This is a genomic window from Phytohabitans maris (assembly GCF_031085175.1).
GTDB classification, from domain to species: Bacteria; Actinomycetota; Actinomycetes; order Mycobacteriales; family Micromonosporaceae; genus Phytohabitans; species Phytohabitans maris.
In genome coordinates this window covers 89,888-111,818 of the sequence record NZ_JAVHUY010000008.1, presented here as the reverse complement: position 1 = coordinate 111,818, position 21,931 = coordinate 89,888, and the positions used below count along the sequence as shown (strand labels likewise).

Genomic DNA, 21,931 nt, shown 5'->3' with positions numbered 1-21,931 from the left:
CGCGGAATCGATCTAGAGAACGCCATGCCTCGATCTATCCGTAGTATGGTCCGCCTATGTCCGAAGGGCGGGACGGGGCACTCCGCTCGGCCGAGCCGGCTGTGTCCACAGTGGATCCGGAGCGCTGGGACGACGAGGAGCGCCCCGCGCGGCGGCTCGCCGGGCCGGTCGAGCGGGGCGTCGCGGTGGTCGCCTTCGCGGTGGCGCTACTCGTGCTCTGGCAGGTCTTCCGGCCGCTCGCCCAGGGCAGCCAGTACTACCTGATCGTCTTCCTGGCCGGCGTGCTGCCGCTGGTCTTCCTGAGCTACCGCGCCGGCATCCCGCTCCCCGCCCGCCTCCGCCGCGCCACGCCCGCCGAGACCCGCACCGGACCCGCCGAGACCCACGCCGCGCCCGCCGAGAGCCGCACCACGACCGCGGACGAAGGCGGCGGGACGGCGGCGCGGCAGCGCCAGCGGGACCTCCCCACGCCCGTCGACTGGGTCCTGGCCGTACTCGCGCTCGCCGTCTGCCTGTACCCCGTCCTGCCGTTCGGGATCGGCGGCGCCGGCGGCGGCTACGACGCGTTCCTGGACCGGCAGGCGCTGCTCGCCCCCGCGGACGTCGCCATGGGCGGGGTCCTGCTCCTGCTCGTGCTGGAGGCCTGCCGCCGGACCACCGGCTGGGTGCTGCCCGCGGTCTGCCTCGCCTTCCTCGGCTACGGCTACTACGGCGGCCTGCTCCCGCAGAGCTGGTCGATCGCCCACGCCGGCCTCGACTTCAGCCAGATCGTCGACGCGCTCTACAACTCCGGCAGCGGCTTCTACGGCACCCCGCTCGACGTCGCCGCCACCTACGTCGTGCTCTTCACCATCTACGGCGCGGTGCTCGACCTCTCCGGCGCCGGCCGCTTCTTCGTCAACCTCTCGGTCGCCGCGTTCCGCCGCTCCCGGGGCGCCGCCGGGCGCACGGCGGTCGCCTCCGGCTTCCTGCTCGGCACGGTCTCCGGATCTGGTACCGCCACCGCGGTCAGCGTCGGCGCGGTGACCTGGCCGATCCTGCGCCGCGCCGGCTACCCGGCCGAGCAGGCGGGCGGCATGCTCGCGGCGGCCGGGGTGGGGGCGATCCTGTCGCCGCCCACGCTCGGCGCGGCCGCGTTCATCGTGGCGGAGTACCTGGAGGTCTCGTACCTCACCGTGCTCGGCTGGGCGATGATCCCGACCGTCCTGTACTACCTGGGCATCCTGCTCGCGGTCGAGATCGACGCCCGCCGGTTCCGGGTCCGGCCGGTGCCGCTGGAGCTGGGCTCGCCGTGGCGGATGCTGGCCCGCTTCGGGTACCACTTCTCCTCGCTCGCCGCGATCGTCGTACTGCTCGCGGTCGGGGTGAGCGCGACCAGGGCCGTGGTGTACGCGACCGCCCTGGCGTTCCTGCTCTCCTTCCTGGACAGGGGCGCCTGGCTCACCCCGGCCCGGCTCTTCGCGGCGCTCTCCGCCGGCGTACGCGGCGTGCTGCCGGTCGCGGCCGTCTGCGCGGCGGCCGGCGTCATCACCGCGGTCACCACCAAGACCGGGCTCGGCGCCCAGCTCGCCTCCCTGCTGGTCCGCACGGCCGAGTCGCTGGCCGACAACCGCACCGCCGTGCTCGCGCTGACCGTGGTGTTCGCGGCGGTGGCGCTCGCGCTGCTCGGCCTGGCCGTACCGGTGACCGCCTCGTTCATCATCGGCTGGGTCATCATCGGGCCGGCGCTGCTCACGCTCGGCGTGCCCGGCCCGGCCGCCGCGATGTTCGTCTTCTACTACTCGGTGCTGTCGGAGGTGACGCCGCCGACGGCGCTGGCCGCGGTCGGCGCCTCGGCGGTGACCGGCGGACGCCCGGTGCCGACGATGTGGCAGGCGCTGAAGTACGCGCTGCCCGCGTTCCTGGTGCCGGTCACGTTCGTGCTCACCGGACCCGGCGAGTACCTGCTCGGCCGCGGCCCGCTCTGGGGCGTGGTCTGGACGGCCGTCGCGGCCTGCCTGGCGGTGGCCGCGCTCGCGGTGGCGACCGGCGGCTGGGTGCTCGGCCTCGGCCCGGCCGGCCCGACCGAGCGGATCGCCGCCGCGGCCGCCGGCCTCCTGCTGCTCTACCTGCACCCGGTCACCATCACCGCCGGCATCGCCCTGCTGGCCGCCGCGGTGGCGGCGGTCGCGCTGCGCCGGCGCCGCGCACCCGGCGGCGCCGGGCCGGGAGTCCACACCCTCGGGAAGGAGTCCACATGAGAACACGGACGGGCGCTGCCCTCGTCGTGCTGGGCCTCGCGGCCGCGGGGCTGGGCGGCTGCGGCGGGCGGCAGGACGCGGCCGGTACCGACGCGGGCGGCGACGTCACCTGCGAGGTGGCCGGCGACGTGCGGGTCGGCATCGCGACCGGCAACGCCACCGGCGTCTACTTCGCGCTCGGCAACGCGTACGCGGAGCAGATCTCGGCGGCCACCGGCGGCAAGGTGAAGGCGACCGCGGCCGAGACCGGCGCCTCGGTGCAAAACATCCAGCAGCTCGTGGCCGGCACGTACCAGGTCGCCTTCTCGCTCGCCGACAGCGCCGCCGACGCGGTGCGGGGCGCGGGGAGCTTCGACGCGCCGCAGCCGGTGCAGGCGCTGTCGCGCATCTACACCAACTACACCCAGGTCGTCGTCCGCGCGGACGCCGGCATCACCACCGTGGAACAGATGCGCGGCAAGCGGGTCTCGACGGGCTCACCCCGCTCGGGTACCGAGGTGATCGCCAACCGGCTCCTCGAAGCGGCCGGCCTCGACCCCGCCAAGGACGTCTCCGCCCAGCGCCTCGACCTCACCAAGACCGTCGACGGCATGAAGGACGGCTCGATCGACGCGATGTTCTGGTCCGGCGGCCTGCCCACGCCGGGCATCACCGACCTCTTCACGACCGCGAAGGGGCAGGTGCGGTTCGTCGACATCACGCCGCTGCTGCCGAAGATGAAGCAGGTCAACCCGGTCTACGAGGAGAGCGTGATCCCGGCCGCCACGTACGGCATGGCGCGGGACGCGAAGACCATCGTCGTACCCAACCTGCTGCTGGTGAAGCAGGACACCGACCCGAACGTGGTCTGCGCGCTCACCAGGGCCCTCTTCGACCGCAAGCCGCAACTGGAGGCGGCCAACGCGGCCGCCAAGGAGATCAGCCTCGACAAGGCCCGGCAGACCGACCCGGTGACGCTCCACCGCGGCGCGGTCAAGGCGCTGGACGACCTGGGCGCGCCCGCCTGACCGCGAAACCCGGTCGCCCGGCGGCCGATCGGCCCCTGCCGGCTGGTCAGGTCGCGGCGGTCCAGGTCGACGGCGGGCACCACATGCTCCGCACGGTCGGCCAGACGGTCAAGCAGGTGGTCGGCATCGCCACCTGACCCCGTCGATTCAGCAGCGGCGGTGCTGGATCGGATCTCGTTCTTCTGTTGGACGGCACAGCGCCCGGTGGCGATAGTGAGATCATGAGTTACGTCGCCGCATCGGACCGCTACGGCAGCGGTATGCAGTACCGCCGGACCGGCCGCTCGGGCCTCGACCTGCCAGTGCTGTCGCTGGGCTTCTGGCACAACTTCGGCGATGACAAGCCGTTCGAGGCGCAGCGGGCGATCGCCCGGCGGGCCTTCGACCTCGGCATCACGCACTTCGACCTGGCCAACAACTACGGCCCGCCGTACGGCTCGTCGGAGCTGAACTTCGGCCGGCTTGTGCGCGAGGACCTGCGGCCGTACCGGGACGAGATCGTCGTCTCGACCAAGGCCGGCTGGGACATGTGGCCGGGGCCGTACGGGCAGGGTGGCGGCGGCCGCAAGTACCTGCTGGCCAGCCTCGACCAGTCGCTGGGCCGCATGGGCCTAGAGTACGTGGACATCTTCTACTCGCACCGCTACGACCCGGACACCCCGCTGGAGGAGACCGCCTCCGCGCTGGACGCGGCGGTGCGCGCGGGCAAGGCGCTCTACGTGGGCATCTCCTCCTACGACGCCGCGCACACCCGCCAGATGGCCGCGCTGCTGCGGGACCTCGGCACGCCGCTGCTGATCCACCAGCCGTCGTACTCGATGCTCAACCGGTGGATCGAGACCGAGGGGCTGCTGGACGCGGCGGCCGAGGTGGGCGCGGGCGTCATCGGTTTCACCGCGCTGGCGCAGGGCCTGCTCACCGACAGGTACCTGAACGGGATCCCGGAAGGCTCGCGGGCCACCCAGGGCAAGTCGCTCGACCCGCAGACCATCGACGGGACCCGGCTCGCCCAGCTCAACGCCCTCGACGACGTGGCCCGCGCCCGCGGCCAGAGCCTCGCCCAGCTCGCGCTCGCCTGGGCGCTGCGCGACCCGCGGGTGACCTCGCTGGTGATCGGCGCGAGCGGCGTGCGCCAGCTGGAGCAGAACGTGGCCGCCCTGGACAACCCGACCTTCACCGACGACGAACTGTCCACGATAGACAAGATCCTGGAGGCGGGCACCGCCTCGGTCGACCTGTGGCGCGACGCCCGCGAGGGCACCCTCTGACGATCCGGTGATCGAAGCTCCCCTCACGTCGTTCTAGCGACATGAAGGGAGCTTCGATCACGGGCGGTGGGGAGCGCGCCGCCTCGGAGAGCTCTAGTCGATGAGTGCGGTCAGGGCGTCGATGTCGCGGGCCAGCACCGCCCGTACGTCCGGGTCCGGCACCAGCGTCGCGTCGGTGGCGAGCGTGCGGAGCGCGGCGAGTTGCCGCAGCGCCCGCCGGTCGTCGCCGGCCGCCTCGGAGACGCGGGCCGCCTCCAGCTTGTTCGACAGCTTGCGGTGCGCCGTGGCGGAGAGCTGGCCGGTGGCGCGGAAGCGGTCGACCAGGTTCGCCAGGTCGCGGAAGGACGTGGTGACGTAGAACCGGACCGTCGTCGTGGTGCGGTTGCCGGCCCTGTCGGTGGCGGTCACGGTCAGCTCGTGCAGCCCCAACCCGAGGTCGTACAGGGGCTGGAGCCGGCCGCTCGGATACGCCGCGCCGTCCATCGTGCCGGCCAGCGTGGCGACGCCGGAGGTCGGGTCGACCGCCTGGTAGGCGATCCGCACGTCCTGGCTGTCGCCGTAGAGCACACCGTCCGCGACACCGGAGACGATCGTGGTCGGCCGGGTGCCGTCGACCTTCACGACCGCCGACTTGAGCGCCTCCGGGTTGCCGGCCGCGTCGGTGGAGCGGTACCGCAGCTCGTGCTCGCCGTCCCCGGTGACGTCCACCGGCCCGGTGTAGGCGCTCCACGGGCCGCCGTCGAGCGACCACTCCGTGGTGGCCACGCCGGCACCGCCGTCGGTCGCGGTGAGCGTCACCGGTACCGCGCCGGCGTGCCAGCCGTCGTCGTTGCCCGGCGCGAACGTGGCGGTCGTCAGCGGCGCCGTCGCGTCGGTGCGCAGCGCCGCCGTGCGGGTCGGCTCGACGTTGCCGGCCCGGTCGGTGGAGCGGAAGCGGACCTCGTGCGTGCCGTCACCGTCCACCTCGAACGGTGCGCTGTAGACGGTCCAGGACGTGGCGCCGTCCACCTGGTACTCGATGGACTCCAGCCCGCTGCCGCCCGGCTCGTCGGAGGCGGCCAGCGTGACCGTCGCCGGACCGGTGTACCAGCCGCCGGACTCCACGCCGGCCACCGAGGCCTCCGTCGCCGGCGCGGTGGTGTCCACGCCGCCGGTGGGGGCGCCGTAGACGTTCAGCTCCCACAGCGAGTAGCCCCACTGGGTGCCCCGCTCCGCGCAGTAGACCCGCACGTAGCGCGCCTCCCCCGCGACCTCGACGTCGTCGATGCCGCCGTCGCCGGCCGTGGTGCTGTAGACCGGCGCCCAGTCGGTGCCGTTGGTCGAGGCCTGGATCTCGTACGACCGGGCGTACGCGGCCTCCCAGTTGAGGCGCACCCGGCTCAGGTCGTACGCCGCGCCGAGGTCCACGCTGATCCACTGTGGATCGCTGTGCGCGCTCCCCCACCGGGTGGTGGCGTCGCCGTCGACCGCGTTGCCGCTCGCGTGCGAGGAGCCCGGCTCGACCGAGGAGGCGTCCGTGGGGCGGCCGTGGGCCAGGTCCTCGCCCGTGGTGCCGCCGGCCCGGATCCGGATGTCGCGGTAGTTGATGTCGAGGCCGGCGCCGTCGTTCTGCACGCCGATGTAGCCGTCGGCGATGTCCCGGTCGCTGGTGTAGTCGTTGATCTTCACGCCGTTGAGGTGGACCTCGACGTGCCGGCCGCTGACCCGGACGTCGTACGAGTTCCACTCGCCGGGCGGGTTGAGGTTGGCCTCGCGCAGGGCGGTGTCCGGCGCCTTGAAGCTGTAGACGCTGCCGGTCGTGCGGGTCGGATCGGCGTCGGTGGCGTCGATCTGGATCTCGTGGCCGGTCGAGACCGGCGCCCACGGGTCGCCGCCCGGGTTGGGGAAGCCGACGAAGACGCCGCCGTTGTCGTCGCCCGGCATCATCCAGTCGACCTTCAGCGAGTAGTCGCTGAACGTGCGGACCGGGAACCAGAGCAGACCCATGCCGCCGAACGAGCTGAGCGTGCCGTTCTCCAGCGTGAAGCCGCCCGGGCCGGCCTGCCGCCACTGGTCGAGGCTGGCCTGGGTGCCGTCGAAGAGCGGCGCGTACCCGGTCTCCGGCCGGCAGTCCCCGGCCGCGTCGCCGGCGGCGAGCCGGATCCCGCCGAGCAGCATCCGCAGGTAGTTCTCGTCCGAGTAGGACTCGGCGGTGTGCCCCATGCCGGTGTACCAGGAGCGGCCGCCGTCGTACCGCTGGCACCAGGTGATCGGATGGTCGGCGCCCATGCCGCCGCCGCTGTAGCTGGACTCGTCGAGGTTGGCGAGCACCTTCACGTTCGCCCGCGGGTTGGTGCGGTAGTCGTACCACTCGTCGGTGCGGGTCCAGGTCGGCGGGAGGTGCGCGGTGGACGGGTTGGCCCGGTCCTCGAGGCGCACGGTCGCCTGCTGGATGGCCGGGTGCGACCGGAAGTAGGCGCCGACGAGCCCGCCGTACCAGGCCCAGTCGTACTCGGTGTCGGCCGCCGCGTGGATGCCGGCGTAGCCGCCGCCGGCCCGGATGTACCCCTCGAACGCCGCCTGCTGGGCCGCGTCGAGCACGTCACCGGTGGTGGAGAGGAAGACCACGGCCTGGTACCGGGCGAGGTTTTCCGGCGTGAACGCGGCCGCGTCCTCGGTCGCGTCGACGGCGAAGCCGTGCTCGTCGCCGAGCCGTTCGATCGCGGCGATGCCGGCCGGGATCGAGTCGTGCCGGAACCCGGCGGTCTTGGAGAAGACCAGGACCGGGCCGACCGACGCCGGCTCGGCGGACGCGGCCGCCGCCGGGACGGTGAGGGCGGTGAGGACGAGGGCGGCCGAGGCCAGTGGCGCCAGCAGTCGGCGCATCGCGCGCTCCTTCCCGCTGAGTGGTGGCTCAGCGGATCGAAGGGGACAGGGCGCGCCGCCGCACCTGGAAGAGTCGGGGTGACCGATGTGGACTGGCCGGCCGGGCCGCCGTGCCACCGCGCGGCCAAGAGGTCGGACGTGTACTGACGTGAATGTACCGGCGGTCGCCCCGACCCGTCAACGCGGGCCGGGCGGGTCAGCGGGCCGGCCGGTGCTCAGGACTGCCGGATGGCCGCCACCTCGTCCGGCGTCAGCTCGACGGCGGCGGCGGCCACGTTCTCCTCCAGGTGGGCCACCGAGCCGGTGCCCGGGATCGGCAGGATCGACGGCGAGCGGGCCAGCAGCCAGGCGAGCACGATCTGGCGCGGCGTCGCGCCGTGCCGCCGGGCCAGTTCGGCGATCAGCGGATCGGCCTCCGGGTCGTGGATCGGCGCCCACGGCAGGAACGTCAGCGCCTCCTGCTCGCAGAGGTCCACAAGGGACTCCGAGCGGCGGTCGTCCACGTTGTACCGGTTCTGGATCGAGACCACGGGTGTCAGCCGCTGGGCGGTGCGCAGCTGCCGCTCGTCCACGTTGGAGACGCCGATGTGCCGGATCTTGCCCTGCTCCTTGAGCGTGACGAGCGCGCCGATCGAGTCCTCGTACGGCACCGCCGGGTCGGGGCGGTGGTGCTGGTACAGCGGGATCCGCTCCAGCCCGAGCCGCCGCAGGCTCCCCTCGCACGCCGCGACGAGGTGCTCCGGCCGGCCGTCGGCGGGCCACGGCGCCTCGGATCCCCGCCGCACCAGGCCGCCCTTGGTCGCGATGACCAGATCCTCCGGGTACGGGTGGAGCGCCTCGCGGATGATCTCCTCGCTGACCTCCGGCCCGTACGAGTCGGCGGTGTCGATGAAGTTGACGCCGAGCTCGACCGCCCGGCGCAGCGTCGCCTTCGCCCGCTCGCGGTCGCGCGGCTCGCCGAGGATGTCCGGGCCGGTGATCCGCATGGCGCCGAAGCCGAGGCGGTTGACCGTCAGGTCGCCACCGATGTCGATCGTGCCGGCCATCGACGCGTGCACGGTGTCGGGCATGGGTCGGGACCCCCTCTAGCGGGTGAAGGACGGGCGCGGGACGTTGCGCAGGTTGGCGCGGGCGAGGTCGACCATCCGGCCCACCCCGCCGTCGAGGACGACCTTCGTGGCGGCCAGCCCGAAGCCCTTCACCTCGGCGGCCGTGACGTGCGGCGGGATGGCGAGCGCGTTGGGGTCGGTGACCAGCTCGACCAGCGCCGGGCCGGGGTGGGCGAGCCCTTCCGCCAGCCCGTGGCGCAGGTCGGCCGGGTCCTCGATCCGCACCGCGTGGATGCCGGCCGCCTTCGCGATGGCCGAGTAGTCGACCGGGCCCTGGTCGGTGCCGTAGTCGGGCAGCCCGTCGACCATCATCTCCAGCTTGACCATGCCGAGCGCCGAGTTGTTGAACGTCACGATCTTCACCGGGATCCGGTACATCGCCACGGTGAGCAGCTCACCCATCAGCATCCCGAGCCCGCCGTCGCCGGAGAGCGAGACGACCTGGCGGCCGGGAAAGGCGAGCTGGGCGCCGATCGCGTGCGGCAGCGCGTTGGCCATCGAGCCGTGCACGAACGAGCCGATCACCCGCCGCCGCCCGTTCGGGGTGAGGTAGCGGGCCGCCCAGACGTTGCACATGCCGGTGTCGACGGTGAAGACCGCGTCGGCGGCGGCGATCTCGTCCAGCAGCCGGGCCGCGTACTCGGGGTGGATCGGCATGGTGCGGTCGATGTCCCGGGTGTACGCCTCGACCACGTCGCCGAGCAGCTCGGCGTGCCGGTGCAGCATCCCGCGCAGGAACCGGTCGTCCTTCTGCCGGACCAGCGGCGTCACCGCCCGCAGCGTGGCCCCGACGTCGCCGTGCACGGCCAGGTCGAGCGGGGTGCGCCGGCCCAGCCGGGTGACGTCGTGGTCGACCTGCGCGGTCCGGGTGCCGGGCAGGAACGCCTCGTACGGGAAGTCGGTGCCGAGCAGCACCAGCAGGTCGGCCTGGTGCATCGCCTCGTAGCAGGCGCCGTAGCCGAGCAGCCCGGTCATCCCCACGTCGAACGGGTTGTCGAACTGGATCCACTCCTTGCCGCGCAGCGTGTGCCCGACCGGGCTGGCGAGCTTGGCGGCCAGGTCGACGACCTCGGCGTGCGCGTCGCGGGTGCCGGCGCCGCAGAAGAGGGTGACGGTGTCCGCCTCGTCCAGCCGCCGCGCCAGCTCGCGTACCTGCTCGTCGGCGGGCGTCACCCGGCCGGTCACCGCCGCGGGGGCGCTCGTGCCGGTGGGGTGTGCGGCCTCGCGGTGCATGAGGTCGCCGGGTACGACGAGCACCCCGACCCCGCCGCGGCCCAGCGCGTGGCCGATCGCGATCCGGGCCAGCCGCGGCATCTGCGCCGGCTGGCTGACCAGCTCGCAGTAGTGGCTGCACTCGCCGAACAGCCGCTCCGGGTGGGTCTCCTGGAAGAAGCCGGTGCCCAGCTCGGCGGCGGGGATCTGGGAGGCGATGGCCAGGACCGGCGCGCCGCTGCGGTGCGCGTCGTACAGGCCCTGGATCAGATGGGTGTTGCCCGGCCCGCAGCTGCCCGCGCAGACCGCCAGGCGGCCGGTCAGCTGCGCCTCGGCGGCGGCGGCGAACGCGCCCGCCTCCTCGTTGCGCACGTGTACCCAGTCGATGCCCTCGGTGCGCCGGATCGCGTCGACGACCGGGTTGAGGCTGTCGCCGACGACCCCGTAGACCCGCGCCACACCCGCCTGGCGCAGGATGTCGATCAGCTGCTCGGCCAGAGTCGGCTCGCTCACCGCACCGATGCTAGTGACAAAATCCCCCGTACACGGGCGAACCAGTAACCTGCCACGGGAACGCGGCGCGGCGCGGTCAGCCCCGGGGCGGGCGGGGGCCCCGGCGGCGCGGGGCGGGCAGCGGGCTCCGCGGGGCCTGCCGCTGGTCGGGCACGTACAGACCGGTCCGGTCGGCGCGCACCGCGGCGGCGGTGCGGGTGGGGGCGTCCAGCTTGTCCAGGATGTGCTCCACGTGGGCGGCGACGGTGCGCTCGGCGACGACGAGGGCGTGCGAGATCTGCCCGTTGGAGCGGCCGTCCACCACCAGCCCGAGCACCTCCAGCTCGCGCGGGGTGAGCCCGCGCAGGTCGCCCGGGGGTGAGAGCAGCACCAGGCCGCCCACCCGGGAGGGCGCGTCGGCGGGGCTGGCCAGGACCGTGACCCGTACGTGCCCGCGCGGCGCGTGGCGGCCGCCCAGCGGCCAGAGGAAGGTGCGGTACACCTGCCCCGCGGCCGCCTCCGCGCGGGCGACGGCCAGCAGCGGCGAGTCGGCGGCCAGCAGCTCGTGGCCCGGCAGGCCGGGCAGCGCCTCGACGCCACCGTCCACATTGAGCACGGTGCCGGCGTTCGCCCCGTCGACGAGGCCGGCCACCGCGGCCAGCGTACGCATCGGGCCGAGCATCGCGCGGCGCAGGACCGCCAGCAGCTCGCCGGCGCGCCTGGGCAGCGCCTCGCCGGAAGTGGCCACATCGGCCAGCTCCAGACCCGTCTGCGCATCCTCCGGCATGGCGTTCACCCAGGCCTACGCTAGGCCAGCGGACCGCCTCCGTCCAGTTTGGACCCCAAGCTCCAGTTTGGATTCCCGGCGGCTCCGGCGGGGTCGTCACGGCCGGGTGCGCCGCGCTCCGGCCCTGGCTGGGCTACCATCCGGTCGCGTGAGCGAAGCCGAGCCTCAGGTCGTCCGCCCCAACCAGGTCCTCGGCTGGAGCGCCGTGGTGGTGGCCGTCGCCGCGACCGGCGCGGCGGGAGCCTTCGCCGACCGGCTGTGGGCGCGGCTGCTGTGGGTGGGCGTCATGCTGCTGCTCCTGGAGGAGCTGTGGCGGTACGACCTGCGCCCGCGCCTGCTGTGGAACGACGGCGGCCTCGTACTGGTGGACGGCCGGGGCGTGCACCGCCATCCGTGGGCCGAGGTCACGGCGATCGGCGTACGGGACAACCGGGTCTCGGTCCGGACGCCCGAGGGGATGCTGGAGGCCCGCTTCGACCGGCCCTGGTGGCTGGCCCGGGTGCATCCGTCCACTCGCGACCTGCCGACCGCCATCGAGGCCCGGCTGCGCGCGGCACACGACGCCGGGCTGGGCGGCACCGGCGCGGAGCCACCGCCGGCCCCGCGGGTGCGCCGGCCGGCCGCGCTCTTCCTGCTGGCGGCGGCCGGCGTACTGGCGGTCATGCTCCCCGGGCTCTGACCGCGCCCGCCCGTGGGCCGGGTCAGGCCGCGTTCAGGTGGGCCACCTCGTCCAGCGTGGGGTCGTACGACGACTTCGCCTCGGCGCGCCCCTCCCGCCAGCCGGCGAGCCGTTCCTGGACGAGCGCCGCCGCGCCGGTCGAACCGTCCACATAGAAGTGCAGGACGCGGCTGCTCCGGGTGGTCTCGTGGGCGAGCAGGTCACCGTCGCCGGCGAGCGCCGCGGTCAGCTCGTCCTCGAACTCGCGCAGGGCGGTCAGCGAGCCGTCCAGCGGCAGGCCGCCCTCGTTCGCCTCGCGGAACGGCAGCGTCACCGCCACGTGCGTGTCGAAGCGGGGGAAGCGGACCGGCAGCAGCGGCTGCTGGGCGGTGGCGATGATCGGCCAGCCCTTCTCGTCCTGCGCGGAGAGCATCACCCAGGTGGGCTCCTTGTACTCGACGGCCTGCCGCTCCACCGCCGCCAGCAGCTCGGCCGGCGGGTGGGCGTCGTCCGGCGGCGCCTCGCCGAACTCGACCGCGCCGATCCAGCGTTCCACGCCCTCCTCGCCGAGCAGCCAGTCGAGCGAGAGGAAGCAGACCTGGCCGCGCACGTCCTCGGGCAGCCCGGGAAACATCGGGTGGTACACGGTGACGTCGATCAGCTGGCGGCCGGCCTCGACCGCGAACCCGTAGCGCAGCTTCTCCAGCTCGAGCTCGGCCCCGCCGATCCGCAGCCGCGCCTCGAAGGCGCGCGGGTCGGGCTGGCGCGAGCAGTGGTACTCCCAGGTCTCGTCCGCCGGGACCGCGGCGGCGAGCCAGCGCGCGGCCACGGCCCGCAGCGGCGCCGCGCCGGCCGGCGAGACGACCACCGCGTGGGCCGCCCGGACGCCGCGGGAGAACTCCCAGTGCAGGTCCGGGTGGATCGCCTCGACCAGGCTGTTGACCTGGCCGCTCAGCTCACCCCACTCGCCGGAGGCGACGGCCGCCTGGACCCGGTCGCGGGCGCCCGGCCACCACTGCCAGAACGCCTGGATCGCGGCGTCGTCGGGTACGGGCGAGGACTCGGCACGGCGGCGAGAGAAGATCACGAGCCGAGACTGTACGCGCCCGCGTCAAGCCCGGCGGCCCGCCGAGACCGCGTGGGGACCGGCCGTTTCGCCGGCCCCACGCCGCGATCCGGGCGCTCGACCACCCGTGGCCACCGCGGAGGCAGCGGACGAAACCCGGCCCCTCCTCGGCGGCGGTTACCGGTAAAAGACCGATATGATCAAGGAATGTCAGACGCGGACCTCGCCATTGCCGCGGCGGAGGCGGGTGCCGCCGTCGTGCGGGCCCGATTCGGCCAGCCGCTGGACCGGTACGCCAAGTCCGGCCGGGACTTCGCCACCGCCGCCGACATCGAGTCGGAGAAGGCGATCCTCGACGTGCTGCGGGCCGCCCGGCCGGGCGACGCGGTGCTGGCCGAGGAGTCCGGCGCTGACGGCGATCCCGGCGCCGACCGGGTGTGGCTGGTCGACCCGCTCTGCGGCACCCACAACTTCGCCGCCCGCACCCCGCTCGTCGCCGTCAACGTCGCCCTGCGCACCGGCGGCGAGGTGACCGCGGCGGCGTCGGCGGACCCGTTCGGCGGCGAGGTCTTCTGGACCGACGGTGCCGTGGCGCGGGTACGGGTCGACGGCGCCGACCGGCCGCTCACGCCGGACGCCGCGGTGCCGCTGGTCGACGTCAACCTGGAGCCGCCGTTCGCCAACGGGCCGGGCTTCCGGGCGGTACGCCTGCTCGGCGACGTGGCGTTCACCCAGCGGTTCGGGCCGCGGGTGTCGTCGTCGACGCTGGCCCTGCTGTGGGTGGCGGCCGGCCGGCGGGCCGGGTTCGTGAGCGACAGCGACCTGCGCGACAACGTGCACTTCGCCGCCCCGGTCGCGGTCTGCCGGGCGGCCGGCTGCGTGGTGACCGGCCTGCGCGGCCAGCCGGTGTACGAGGGGGCCGGCGGCCTGGTCGCCGCGGCCGACCGGGAGACGCACGACGCGCTGCTGGCGATGGTCGGCAAGCAGTTCCGAGGGAGTTGACGTGACGCTGAACGCGCTGGTGGTCCGCGGCGGGTGGGAGGGCCACCGGCCGGTGGAGGCCACGGACATGTTCATCCCGTTCCTGGAGCGGGCCGGCTACGAGGTACGCGTCGAGGGCTCCCCCGAGGTGTACGCCGACCCGGCCGCGATGGCCGCCACCGACCTCGTGCTGCAGTGCGTGACGATGTCGCAGATCACCGGCGAGCAGGTGGCCGGCCTGCGGACGGCGGTCGAGGCGGGCACCGGGCTCACCGGCTGGCACGGCGGGATCGTCGACTCGTACCGCGCCTGCTCGGACTACCTGCAACTGGTCGGCGGGCAGTTCGCCACCCACCCGGGCAAGGAGCCGTGCGAGCGGCAGGGCGGGCAGGAGGACAACTACCTGCCGTACACGGTGAACCTGACCGCCCTCGGCCGCGAGCACCCGGTCACCGCCGGCGTCGAGGACTTCGACCTGGCCACCGAGCAGTACTGGGTGCTCCACGACGACCTCGTCGACGTGCTCGCCACGACCACCCACCCGACCCGGCCGTGGCACCCGTGGCACCGGCCGATCACCTCGCCGGCGATCTGGACCCGGCGGTGGGGCGCCGGCCGGATCGTCGTGACCACGCCGGGGCACAGCCTCGACGTGCTGGAGCACCCGAGCGTCCGGACCGTCATCGAGAGGGGCATCCTGTGGGCGAGCCGCACCGCGTCGGAATCGTAGGGCTCGGCGTCATCTCCGGCGCGTACCTGAGCACGCTCGCCGACCACCCGGACCTGCGGATAACCGCGGTGGCCGACCTCGACCCGGCCCGGGCCGCCGCGGCCGCCGCGCGGATCCCGGGCGCCGAGGCGGTGACCGTCGACCGGCTGCTCGGCGGCGCCGACGTCGACACCGTGCTCAACCTGACCGTCCCCGCGGCCCACGCCGAGGTCGCGCTGGCCGCGATCGCCGCCGGCAAGCACGTGTACGCCGAGAAGCCGCTCGCCGTCACGTTCGCGGACGGGCGGTCCATCGTCGACGCGGCCGCCGCGGCCGGGCTGCGGCTGGGGTGCGCCCCGGACACGGTGCTCGGCACGGGTACCCAGACCGCGCGCGCCGCGATCGACGCCGGCCTGATCGGGCGCCCGGTCGCCGCGTCGGCGGTCATGGTCACACCCGGACACGAACGGTGGCACCCCAACCCCGACTTCTACTACCTGCCGGGCGGTGGTCCGCTGCTGGACATGGGGCCGTACTACGTGACGTCCCTGGTCCACCTGCTCGGCCCGGTACGCGCGGTGACCGGGGCGGCCAGCCGGCTGCGCCCCGAGCGGGTGATCGGTTCCGGACCGCGGGCCGGCGAGCGGATCCCGGTCGAGGTGGCCAGCCACGTGACCGGCGTGCTCGAACACAGCGGCGGCGCGCTCACCACGATCACCACGAGCTTCGACAGCGTGGCGACGACCGCCGCGCCGATCGAGGTGCACGGCGAGACCGGGACGCTCCGGGTGCCGGACCCCAACCAGTTCGACGGCGAGACCCGCCTCTTCGCGCTCGGCGGCACCGGCTGGCAGCCGCTCGACCCGTCGGCCGGCTACGTGGGCGCGGGTCGCGGCATCGGCCTGGTCGACCAGATCACCGCCGAGGGGCGGGCCAGCGGGGCGCTCGCCCTGCACGTACTGGAGATCATGACCGCCCTCCTCGACTCGGCCGCGCAGGGCCGCCGGATCGCGCTGACCACCACGGCCGTACGCCCCTCGCCGGTGCCGCTCACGGCACCAGCCCCGTGATCGAAGCTCCCCCCATGTCGTTCTAGCGACGTGGAGGGAGCTTCGATCACATGGGACGTGTCAGGCGACCAGCTTCCAGGGACCCTTCGGGTCGCCCGGGGGCTGGTTGCGGGTGTACCACTTGGCCTCGTAGACCTTGCCCTGGTACGTGACGCGGTCACCGGCGTTGTACACCGTGGTCGGCGTCCAGGCGGACGGGGTGCCGTCCGGCGGCGGCGGCGGGGCGATCTCCTCCCACGGGCCGTTCGCGTCGCCGGGCTTCTGGTTGCGGGTGTACCAGCGGGCCCGCCACCGCTTGCCGTCGTGCTCCGCGACGTCGCCGGTGTCGAAGACGCGCGACGGCGTCCAGATCGCCACACCCTCCTCGGTCATGGCCAGTTCCTGCCACGGGCCGTTCGGGTCACCCGGCTTGTTGTTCTTCGAGTACCAGGAGGCGAGGTAGACCTTGCCCTGGTACGTGACCCGGTCGCCGTTGTCGTACACCTTCGTGGCGCTCCACGCCGCCGGCAGGTCGACGGTCACCGTGACGGTGGCCGACGCCGGGTCGAGGTAGTCGCTGCCCGAGTAGGACGCGGTCAGCGTGTGGCTGCCGGCGGCGAGCCCCACCGGCAGCGTGAACGTCGCCTTGCCGCCGGAGAGCGCCGCCGAGCCGCGGACCGTCGTACCCTCGCGCAGCTCGACCGTGCCGGTGACCGGTGCCGGCGCGGCGTCCACCGTGACGGTCACCGTGGCCGCCGTGCCCCAGCTCACCGGGGCCGAGGTGGCGGTCACCGCCGGCACGCCCTTGGCCGTCCGGAACACCGCCGGTTGGGCCACCGCCTCGCCGCCGTCCGCGCTCCTGGCGGAGACGACCCAGGCGTACGAGGTGGCGGGCAGCAGGCCGCTCCAGGTGACCGAGGCGGTGCCGTTCGCGGTGACCTCGTCGGTGCCGATCTCGCCGCCCGGCACGTACGCCGCCAGCGACTCCGTCTTGAACGACGTCTGCCGCGTGGTCAGGTCGACCGGGAGGGTGAGGTTGTCCTCCGCGCCGTTGTACCGCGGCCGGGTCTGGCTGCCGTCCGCGCGGATGTCGTACTCGGTGGCGCCGAAGTTCTCCAGCAGCGGCGAGTACGTGTCGATGTGCATCTCCGCGCGGTCCACGTCGAACTGCAGCAGCCGCAGGAAGCTCGCCCCGAACTGGAGGCGGTCGGTGGACTTGTGGTCCACCGTGCCGTCCCCGTCGAGGTCGATGTTGCCGCTCGCGTCGACCAGGCCGGGCCAGAGCTCGCCCGCGGAGACCGTGTAGAACTGGTAGTCCGCCAGCAGCTCGACCACGTCGTGCGCGACGGTGACGCCGACCTTCGACTTCACGTTGGTGCCGACGCCGTGCTCGTGGCCGGCGAGGACCAGGAAGACGTTCGGGTTCTCCTCCACGACCAGCTTGTAGAGCGGCGAACCGTCCGGCGCGGAGAACGCCGCGCCGCGGCCGTCCGGGTTGGTCGAGGGGCGCAGGTAGTCGTGGGAGAGCAGGATCCCGTTGCGGTCCTTGTACCGCTTGAAGATCGAGTCGGCCCACTTGGCCTCGGTCGGGGTGACCCCGTAGGAGAGGCCGACCGCGACGAAGTCCAGCCCGCCGGCGGAGAAGAGGACGTAGTTGTTCTGGTTGTCCTTGCCGGGCGTGACCGTGCCGTCGGGGTTGGTCACCTCGTCCCAGGCGTGGTACTCGGCGCCCCGCGGCCAGGCGCCGGCCACCTGGTAGTACCGGTCCGCGCCGAAGACCTTGCTGAACCGCGAGTCCGGGCCGGTCTCGGCGCCGAGCTGGTTGTCGTGGTTGCCGGCGATGACCTGGTTGACCACGCCGGAGTCGTCGAGCACCCGCTGGTAGCCGGAGGCGCGCTCGAACTCGCGGTCGACCTGCTCGTTCAGGCCGGGCCGCTGCAGCGAGCCGTCCGGGTTCCTCGCGAGCGGGTCGTAGTAGTCGTTCTCGATGATGTCGCCGGTGTGCGCCGTGTACGCGATCTTCCGCCCGGCCGCGTTGTCGGCGATCCACTGGGTCTGCTCGCGGTACGCCGCCGCGAAGATGGCCTGCTCCTCGGCGACCTGGATGTCGGAGGGCTCCTGCCGGCCGTCGAAGTCGTCGTACGTGCCGCCGGCCGCACCCTCGCTCAGGTACTGGGTGTCGGTGAAGTGGGCGAGCGCGAAGTCGTACGTGGCCGGGTCCTCGAAGCGGTCCTTGTCGTTCTGCGCCGAGGAGTCCCGCGGGGACAGGTCGTCGGCGAACGGGTCCTCGCCGGTGACCAGCACGTGCACGGTGCCGCCGTCCCGGTACGCGTCGGTGACCGGTGCGGTGAGCACAGTGGACTGTCCGGCCTTGCCGCGGGAGCTGGTGAGCACGTCCCACTTGCCGCCGGCCGGGTCCCACACCCGCAGCGCCACGACGCGGGCCGGGTCGATCGTCCCCTCCCAGCGCAGGGTGGGCGCCGCCTGGGTCGCGCCGAGCGGCACGTCGTACCGCTGGAAGACCACGTCACGGCTGGACGGGGTGTCGACCGAGCGGCCGTCGAGCGGGCGCAGCGAGCCGACGTCGACGGTCCCCTCGTGCTGGACGTCCAATGTGGTCGGCACCGCGGCCGCCACACCCTGGTACCCGGTGGAGGGGGCGACCACGTCCGCCTTGGTGAAGGTGGCGGTGAGCGGCACCCCGTCCTCGCCCGGGATCTTCGCCGACAGCGTCGCCTTCGGCCCGTTGGTGCCGGTGACGTCGGTCTCCAGCCCGGTCGGCACGTCCGGGATGCTGGCGCTGGTGAAGCGGACCTCGCGGGTGGCCGTGTTGCCGAGCGTGTCGGTGGCGGTGACGGCGAGCGTGTGCGCGCCGGCCGGCAGGCCGTGACCGATCTGGTCGCCCTGCTTGACCGCCTGGCCGTCGAGCGTGATGGTCGGGGTGCCGGCGACGCCGGTCGCGTCCTCGACCCGGACGTCGAGCGCGACCGTCGCGGTGAGCCGCTGGCCCTCGGCGGGGACGCTGCTCTTCACCACCGGCGCGGTGTTGTCCACTGTGAACGTACGCGTGGCGGTCCTGTCGCCGCTCGTGGCGGTGACGCTGTGCGGGCCGTCGGCGAGCGCGGCGGTGTCCACGTCGGCCCGCAGCCCCTTGGCGGTGAGGCCGGGGTCGACCTCGAACAGGATCTCCTTGCGCAGCACGGAGTTGTACGTGCTGCCGCACGTCCCGTCCCCGATGAACGTGGTCACCTGCGTCCCGGCCGGGTACGTCGCGGAGCCGATCGTCACGTTCGTCTGCGCGACCTCCCGGGTCAGCTGGACGGCCTGCGGGCCGCCGGCCGGGAAGAGCTGGAAGTCGCGCAGGGTGAAGTCGTCGAAGTTGCCGGTCGGGCAGTCCGGCGCGACGGTGGTCGGGTTGATGCCGGCGACGAAGTCGAGGACGTTGACGCCGGGCACGAGCCACTCGTTCGGGAAGGAGAGCTCGGCGGTCTCCTTCTCCCAGATGCCGAGGTCGAGCGGGATGCCGTTGACGAGCACCTGGTTGCGGTAGCCGCCGTCGGTGCCGTTGCCGCCGACGAAGAGGCGCAGCCGCGCGTTCTCGCCGCTGCCCAGCGTGGCGACCGTCCGGGTGGTCTGCGCGCCGGAGATGGTGAAGACGAGCTCGACGTCCTTGTTGGTGCCGCAGGTGCCGTCGCCGAGCGCGAGCGTGGCGTCGGCCGTCGCGGTCCGGTTGCCGCCGCTGAGGTAGTACACGCCGTCGAGCGCGGCCGTGCCGGTGCTCGTCTGGAGCCCGACCGTGGAACGGGTGATCCGGAAGTCGTCGTGGTTGGCGCAGAGGCTGGCGCCGCTGCCGGAGTTGTAGTCGCCGGTGACCACCTGGACGCTGTTCTCGCCCGGGCGCAGGTACCGGTTCGGCAGCTCGACCGAGACCGGCTCCGCCCCGCCGGCGCCGTAGTCGCCGCCGAGGTCGACGCGGTTGCCGTTCACCATCAGGTAGTTGTGGTAACGCGCCTCGACCGAGTTGCCGGCGGCGACGGTGAAGGTGAGCGTCGAGGTGCCGGTCGCGAGTGTCTCGGCGTTCTGCGCGGGCGCGCCGTCGAGCGCGATCGCGTCGACCCCGGTGTCGCCGTCGCGCGGCGCGGCCGCGATGACCGGCTGGGTGCCGCGCACGAGCGCGCCCTCGGCCGGGGTGACCTTCGCCGAGCCGGCGGGCGGGTTGTTGACGCCGACGGTGACGCTGGTCGTTGCCCCGGACGCGGTGACCGCCTTGACGGTGTGCGTGCCGTTCGGCAGCGACCGGGTGTCGAGGTCGAGGCGGAGGCCCGAGGTGCCGCCCGGCTCGCCGGAGAGCACGAACGTCAGCGTCTGGCTCAGCCGCGGCGTCGAGGTGCCGCAGGTGCCGTCGCCGAAGCTGTAGCTGAACAGGTTCTGCTCGCCGTCGATGACCACGCCGAGCAGGCTGAGGCTGATGTTGCTCAGCGGGAAGTCGTCGTAGTTGGGGCAGCGCCCGCCCTCGCCGTTCGGCAGCTGCTCGTACCCGATGGCGGCCGTGTTGCTGCTGTCGACCCAGTTGGCGCCGGCCTTGACGGTGATGGTGTTGACGCCGGAGCGCAGCCACTCACCGGGGAAGTCGAGCACGCCCGCGTTGCCGCCCGGGACGTCCGGGAAGTAGACGCGCTCGTCCTCGGCCGTGTGGTCGTTGACGGTGATGTAGTTGTGGTAGCGCGCCTCGGTGCCGTTGCCGCCCATGTCGAACGCGAAGTGCGCGGTGCCCGCGGTCCGCGTCGCCTCGACCGCCTGGTCGTCGATCGCGATGTCCGTCACCGAGTCGTTCTCGGCGGTGGGCTCGGCGCTGACGGTCACGGTGCCGTCCAGCGCCTGCCCCTCGCGGAGGTTGAGCGTCGGTGCGCCGCCGACGACCGGCGGCGCCTCCTCCGCCCCGGCGGCGGCCGGGACGATCGCTGCGGCGGCGACGACGATCGCCACCGCCAGCGCACCTAGTGGGCGCTTCATGAAGGTCTCTCCTATGTGGTGAGTTGGATCGCGGCGACGGCCGTGAGGCCGGTGCCGAAGAGCGTGATGCCGGCCGCGGCCAGCACCGGGGCCACGCGGGTGGCGAGGCGGAGGGTGGCGTGCGTGCGCGCGCCGCGGACGACGGCGGTGCTGCCGCCGATCGCGAGCAGCCCGACGCCGAAGAGCACCACGGCCATCCCGACGCCGAACGTCAGGACCAGCAGCAGCGCGAAGCCGGCCCGCCCGACGAACAGCCCGGTGACGAGCACGAGGAACGCGGCCGGCGACGGGGTGAGCCCACCCGAGGCGCCGAGCAGCAGCAGCCCCGGCCGCTTGCCGTGGTGGTGGTCGTGGTGGTGGTGGTGGTCGTGCTGATGCTCGTGGGAGTGGTCGTGGTCGTGGCGGTGCCGCTGGCGCCGGAGCAGCCAGAGGCCGGTGCCCACCACGAGCACGCCGGCGGCGAGCTGGAGCCAGCGGGTGAGGTCCTCCATCCGGACCAGGTCCGAAAGGGACAGAAACGTCCACGCCAGACCGATCAGCAGCACGGAGAGCGTGTGCATGACGGCCACCGAGCCGCCCAGCCAGGCCGCGTCCCGCACCCGGCCGCGCGAGCCCACGAGGTACGCGGCGGCCAGGCTCTTGCCGTGCCCCGGCGTCACCGCGTGGCCGGCCCCCGCGACGAACGCGAGCGCGAACGCGGCCGGCGGCACGCCCGGCGACTGGATCGCGCTCTGCAGCTGGTCGGCGACCGCGCCGATGGTGCTCACGCCGCCACCCGCCCGGCCGCGCGGCGCCTCATCCGGCGGCCGATCGCCAGCGCGGCCACCGCGACCAGCAGCAGGCCGCCGACGACCGCGCCGATCTGGAGGGCGGCGCCGCGACCGGTTCCCGCGCCGCCGCCGGCCGCCGGCACCGCGTCACCCACGCTCCATTCATGCGTGTACGCGTCGGAGGTGTAGACCGCGCGGGCACCGCTGGGTCCGGTGGCGAGGGTCCGGTAGGCCGGGTCGAGGTCGGTGAGCGTCCGCACGGCGACGTCGACCACCCCGACCGCCGCCGGGCAGGTGTAGTCGATCGTCGCGCCGGTACGGGCCAGGTCGTCCGGGGGCGTGACCGTCCCGGCGCACTCCCGCCCGTCGCTGGCGACCGTGATCCGCTCCCGCAGGTACGCCGCGAACTGGGCCGACGGCCCGACCGCCGCCGCGTCGGAGTCCTGGTAGAACACGGCGCCGTCGAGCAGCACCCGGTCCCGCGGGAGCAGCCCGAGCGCGACGCCGAGCAGGGTGAGGTCGTCGAGCCCGCCGACCTTCCACCGCACCCGGACCACCTCGGGACGGGCCGGATCGGGCGCGATGGCCACGGTCTGCGGGTCGCCGAACGGGTGCGCGCCGGCCGGCGCCGGTGTCGCGAGGACGGCGGTGGCCGCGCACGCGAGGATCGCGAGGCCGCCGGCGAGGCCGCGGATGGGCAAGGGA

The 21,931-nt window shown here is 73.7% G+C and carries 15 protein-coding genes; 7 read left to right on the top strand and 8 right to left on the bottom strand.

Annotated elements, in window-relative coordinates; all coding sequences use genetic code 11:
• The first annotated feature begins 56 nt into the window (after positions 1-56).
• The 3 genes from RB614_RS10465 (at position 57) to mgrA (ending at position 4,515) form a co-directional block, all read left to right on the top strand.
• Positions 57-2,240 carry a TRAP transporter permease gene (locus RB614_RS10465; RefSeq protein WP_308712210.1) on the top strand — a complete coding sequence of 728 codons (2,184 nt, stop codon included), beginning with the start codon at positions 57-59 and terminating at the stop codon, positions 2,238-2,240.
• Positions 2,237-3,247 carry a TAXI family TRAP transporter solute-binding subunit gene (locus RB614_RS10460; RefSeq protein ID WP_308712209.1) on the top strand — a complete coding sequence of 337 codons (1,011 nt, stop codon included), beginning with the start codon at positions 2,237-2,239 and terminating at the stop codon, positions 3,245-3,247. Before RB614_RS10465 ends, RB614_RS10460 begins: the two co-directional genes overlap by 4 nt.
• A gap of 221 nt (positions 3,248-3,468) precedes the next feature.
• On the top strand, positions 3,469-4,515 hold the full coding sequence (gene mgrA / locus RB614_RS10455; RefSeq protein ID WP_308712208.1) for an L-glyceraldehyde 3-phosphate reductase: 1,047 nt from the start codon (positions 3,469-3,471) through the stop codon (positions 4,513-4,515).
• Between the two features lie 93 nt (positions 4,516-4,608).
• On the opposite strand, the gene RB614_RS10450 is transcribed toward mgrA, so the two are convergent.
• The 4 genes from RB614_RS10450 to RB614_RS10435 form a co-directional block, all read right to left on the bottom strand.
• Positions 4,609-7,380 carry a ThuA domain-containing protein gene (locus RB614_RS10450; protein ID WP_308712207.1) on the bottom strand — a complete coding sequence of 924 codons (2,772 nt, stop codon included), beginning with the start codon at positions 7,378-7,380 and terminating at the stop codon, positions 4,609-4,611.
• A 215-nt stretch (positions 7,381-7,595) separates the two neighbouring features.
• The gene (locus tag RB614_RS10445) at positions 7,596-8,450 is read right to left on the bottom strand and encodes an aldo/keto reductase (RefSeq protein ID WP_308712206.1); all 855 of its coding nucleotides are present in this window, start codon (positions 8,448-8,450) and stop codon (positions 7,596-7,598) included.
• A 15-nt stretch (positions 8,451-8,465) separates the two neighbouring features.
• A complete protein-coding gene (locus RB614_RS10440; RefSeq protein WP_308712205.1) occupies positions 8,466-10,214 on the bottom strand; it encodes a pyruvate dehydrogenase in 1,749 nt (582 codons plus the stop codon).
• Positions 10,215-10,290: 76 nt separating this feature from the next.
• Positions 10,291-10,980 carry a helix-turn-helix transcriptional regulator gene (locus RB614_RS10435; RefSeq protein ID WP_308712359.1) on the bottom strand — a complete coding sequence of 230 codons (690 nt, stop codon included), beginning with the start codon at positions 10,978-10,980 and terminating at the stop codon, positions 10,291-10,293.
• A gap of 148 nt (positions 10,981-11,128) precedes the next feature.
• Here RB614_RS10435 and RB614_RS10430 point away from each other — a divergent pair, with 148 nt between their 5' ends.
• The gene (locus RB614_RS10430; RefSeq protein WP_308712204.1) at positions 11,129-11,659 is read left to right on the top strand and encodes a hypothetical protein; all 531 of its coding nucleotides are present in this window, start codon (positions 11,129-11,131) and stop codon (positions 11,657-11,659) included.
• A 22-nt stretch (positions 11,660-11,681) separates the two neighbouring features.
• Here RB614_RS10430 and RB614_RS10425 read toward each other — a convergent pair whose 3' ends face one another.
• Positions 11,682-12,725 carry a hypothetical protein gene (locus RB614_RS10425; protein ID WP_308712203.1) on the bottom strand — a complete coding sequence of 348 codons (1,044 nt, stop codon included), beginning with the start codon at positions 12,723-12,725 and terminating at the stop codon, positions 11,682-11,684.
• A 186-nt stretch (positions 12,726-12,911) separates the two neighbouring features.
• Here RB614_RS10425 and RB614_RS10420 point away from each other — a divergent pair, with 186 nt between their 5' ends.
• From RB614_RS10420 to RB614_RS10410, 3 genes are read left to right on the top strand one after another with little or no spacing between them, the layout of a single operon-like run.
• Entirely contained in the window at positions 12,912-13,706 is a 795-nt protein-coding gene (locus RB614_RS10420) for an inositol monophosphatase family protein (RefSeq protein WP_308712202.1), read from the top strand.
• Position 13,707: 1 nt separating this feature from the next.
• Entirely contained in the window at positions 13,708-14,415 is a 708-nt protein-coding gene (locus RB614_RS10415; RefSeq protein WP_428982968.1) for a ThuA domain-containing protein, read from the top strand.
• Entirely contained in the window at positions 14,385-15,464 is a 1,080-nt protein-coding gene (locus tag RB614_RS10410; RefSeq protein ID WP_308712201.1) for a Gfo/Idh/MocA family protein, read from the top strand. The genes RB614_RS10415 and RB614_RS10410 overlap by 31 nt, the downstream gene beginning before the upstream one ends.
• A gap of 60 nt (positions 15,465-15,524) precedes the next feature.
• Here the strand turns inward: RB614_RS10410 and RB614_RS10405 are convergent, their stop codons facing one another.
• From RB614_RS10405 to RB614_RS10395, 3 genes are read right to left on the bottom strand one after another with little or no spacing between them, the layout of a single operon-like run.
• Complete coding sequence (locus tag RB614_RS10405; RefSeq protein ID WP_308712200.1) at positions 15,525-20,456, bottom strand: carbohydrate-binding protein; 4,932 nt, start codon at positions 20,454-20,456, stop codon at positions 15,525-15,527.
• 11 nt (positions 20,457-20,467) lie between these two features.
• On the bottom strand, positions 20,468-21,223 hold the full coding sequence (locus tag RB614_RS10400; RefSeq protein ID WP_308712199.1) for a HoxN/HupN/NixA family nickel/cobalt transporter: 756 nt from the start codon (positions 21,221-21,223) through the stop codon (positions 20,468-20,470).
• Positions 21,220-21,927 carry a hypothetical protein gene (locus RB614_RS10395; RefSeq protein WP_308712198.1) on the bottom strand — a complete coding sequence of 236 codons (708 nt, stop codon included), beginning with the start codon at positions 21,925-21,927 and terminating at the stop codon, positions 21,220-21,222. Before RB614_RS10395 ends, RB614_RS10400 begins: the two co-directional genes overlap by 4 nt.
• Positions 21,928-21,931 lie beyond the last annotated feature (4 nt).

What these genes read in the sequence shown, in the direction of transcription:
- RB614_RS10465 (WP_308712210.1), top strand. Translation starts at nt 57, where the DNA reads ATGTCCGAAGGGCGGGACGGGGCACTCCGCTCGGCCGAGCCGGCTGTG.
- RB614_RS10460 (WP_308712209.1), top strand. Translation starts at nt 2,237, where the DNA reads ATGAGAACACGGACGGGCGCTGCCCTCGTCGTGCTGGGCCTCGCGGCC.
- mgrA (WP_308712208.1), top strand. Translation starts at nt 3,469, where the DNA reads ATGAGTTACGTCGCCGCATCGGACCGCTACGGCAGCGGTATGCAGTAC.
- RB614_RS10450 (WP_308712207.1), bottom strand. Translation starts at nt 7,380, where the DNA reads ATGCGCCGACTGCTGGCGCCACTGGCCTCGGCCGCCCTCGTCCTCACC.
- RB614_RS10445 (WP_308712206.1), bottom strand. Translation starts at nt 8,450, where the DNA reads ATGCCCGACACCGTGCACGCGTCGATGGCCGGCACGATCGACATCGGT.
- RB614_RS10435 (WP_308712359.1), bottom strand. Translation starts at nt 10,980, where the DNA reads ATGCCGGAGGATGCGCAGACGGGTCTGGAGCTGGCCGATGTGGCCACT.
- RB614_RS10420 (WP_308712202.1), top strand. Translation starts at nt 12,912, where the DNA reads ATGTCAGACGCGGACCTCGCCATTGCCGCGGCGGAGGCGGGTGCCGCC.
- RB614_RS10405 (WP_308712200.1), bottom strand. Translation starts at nt 20,456, where the DNA reads ATGAAGCGCCCACTAGGTGCGCTGGCGGTGGCGATCGTCGTCGCCGCC.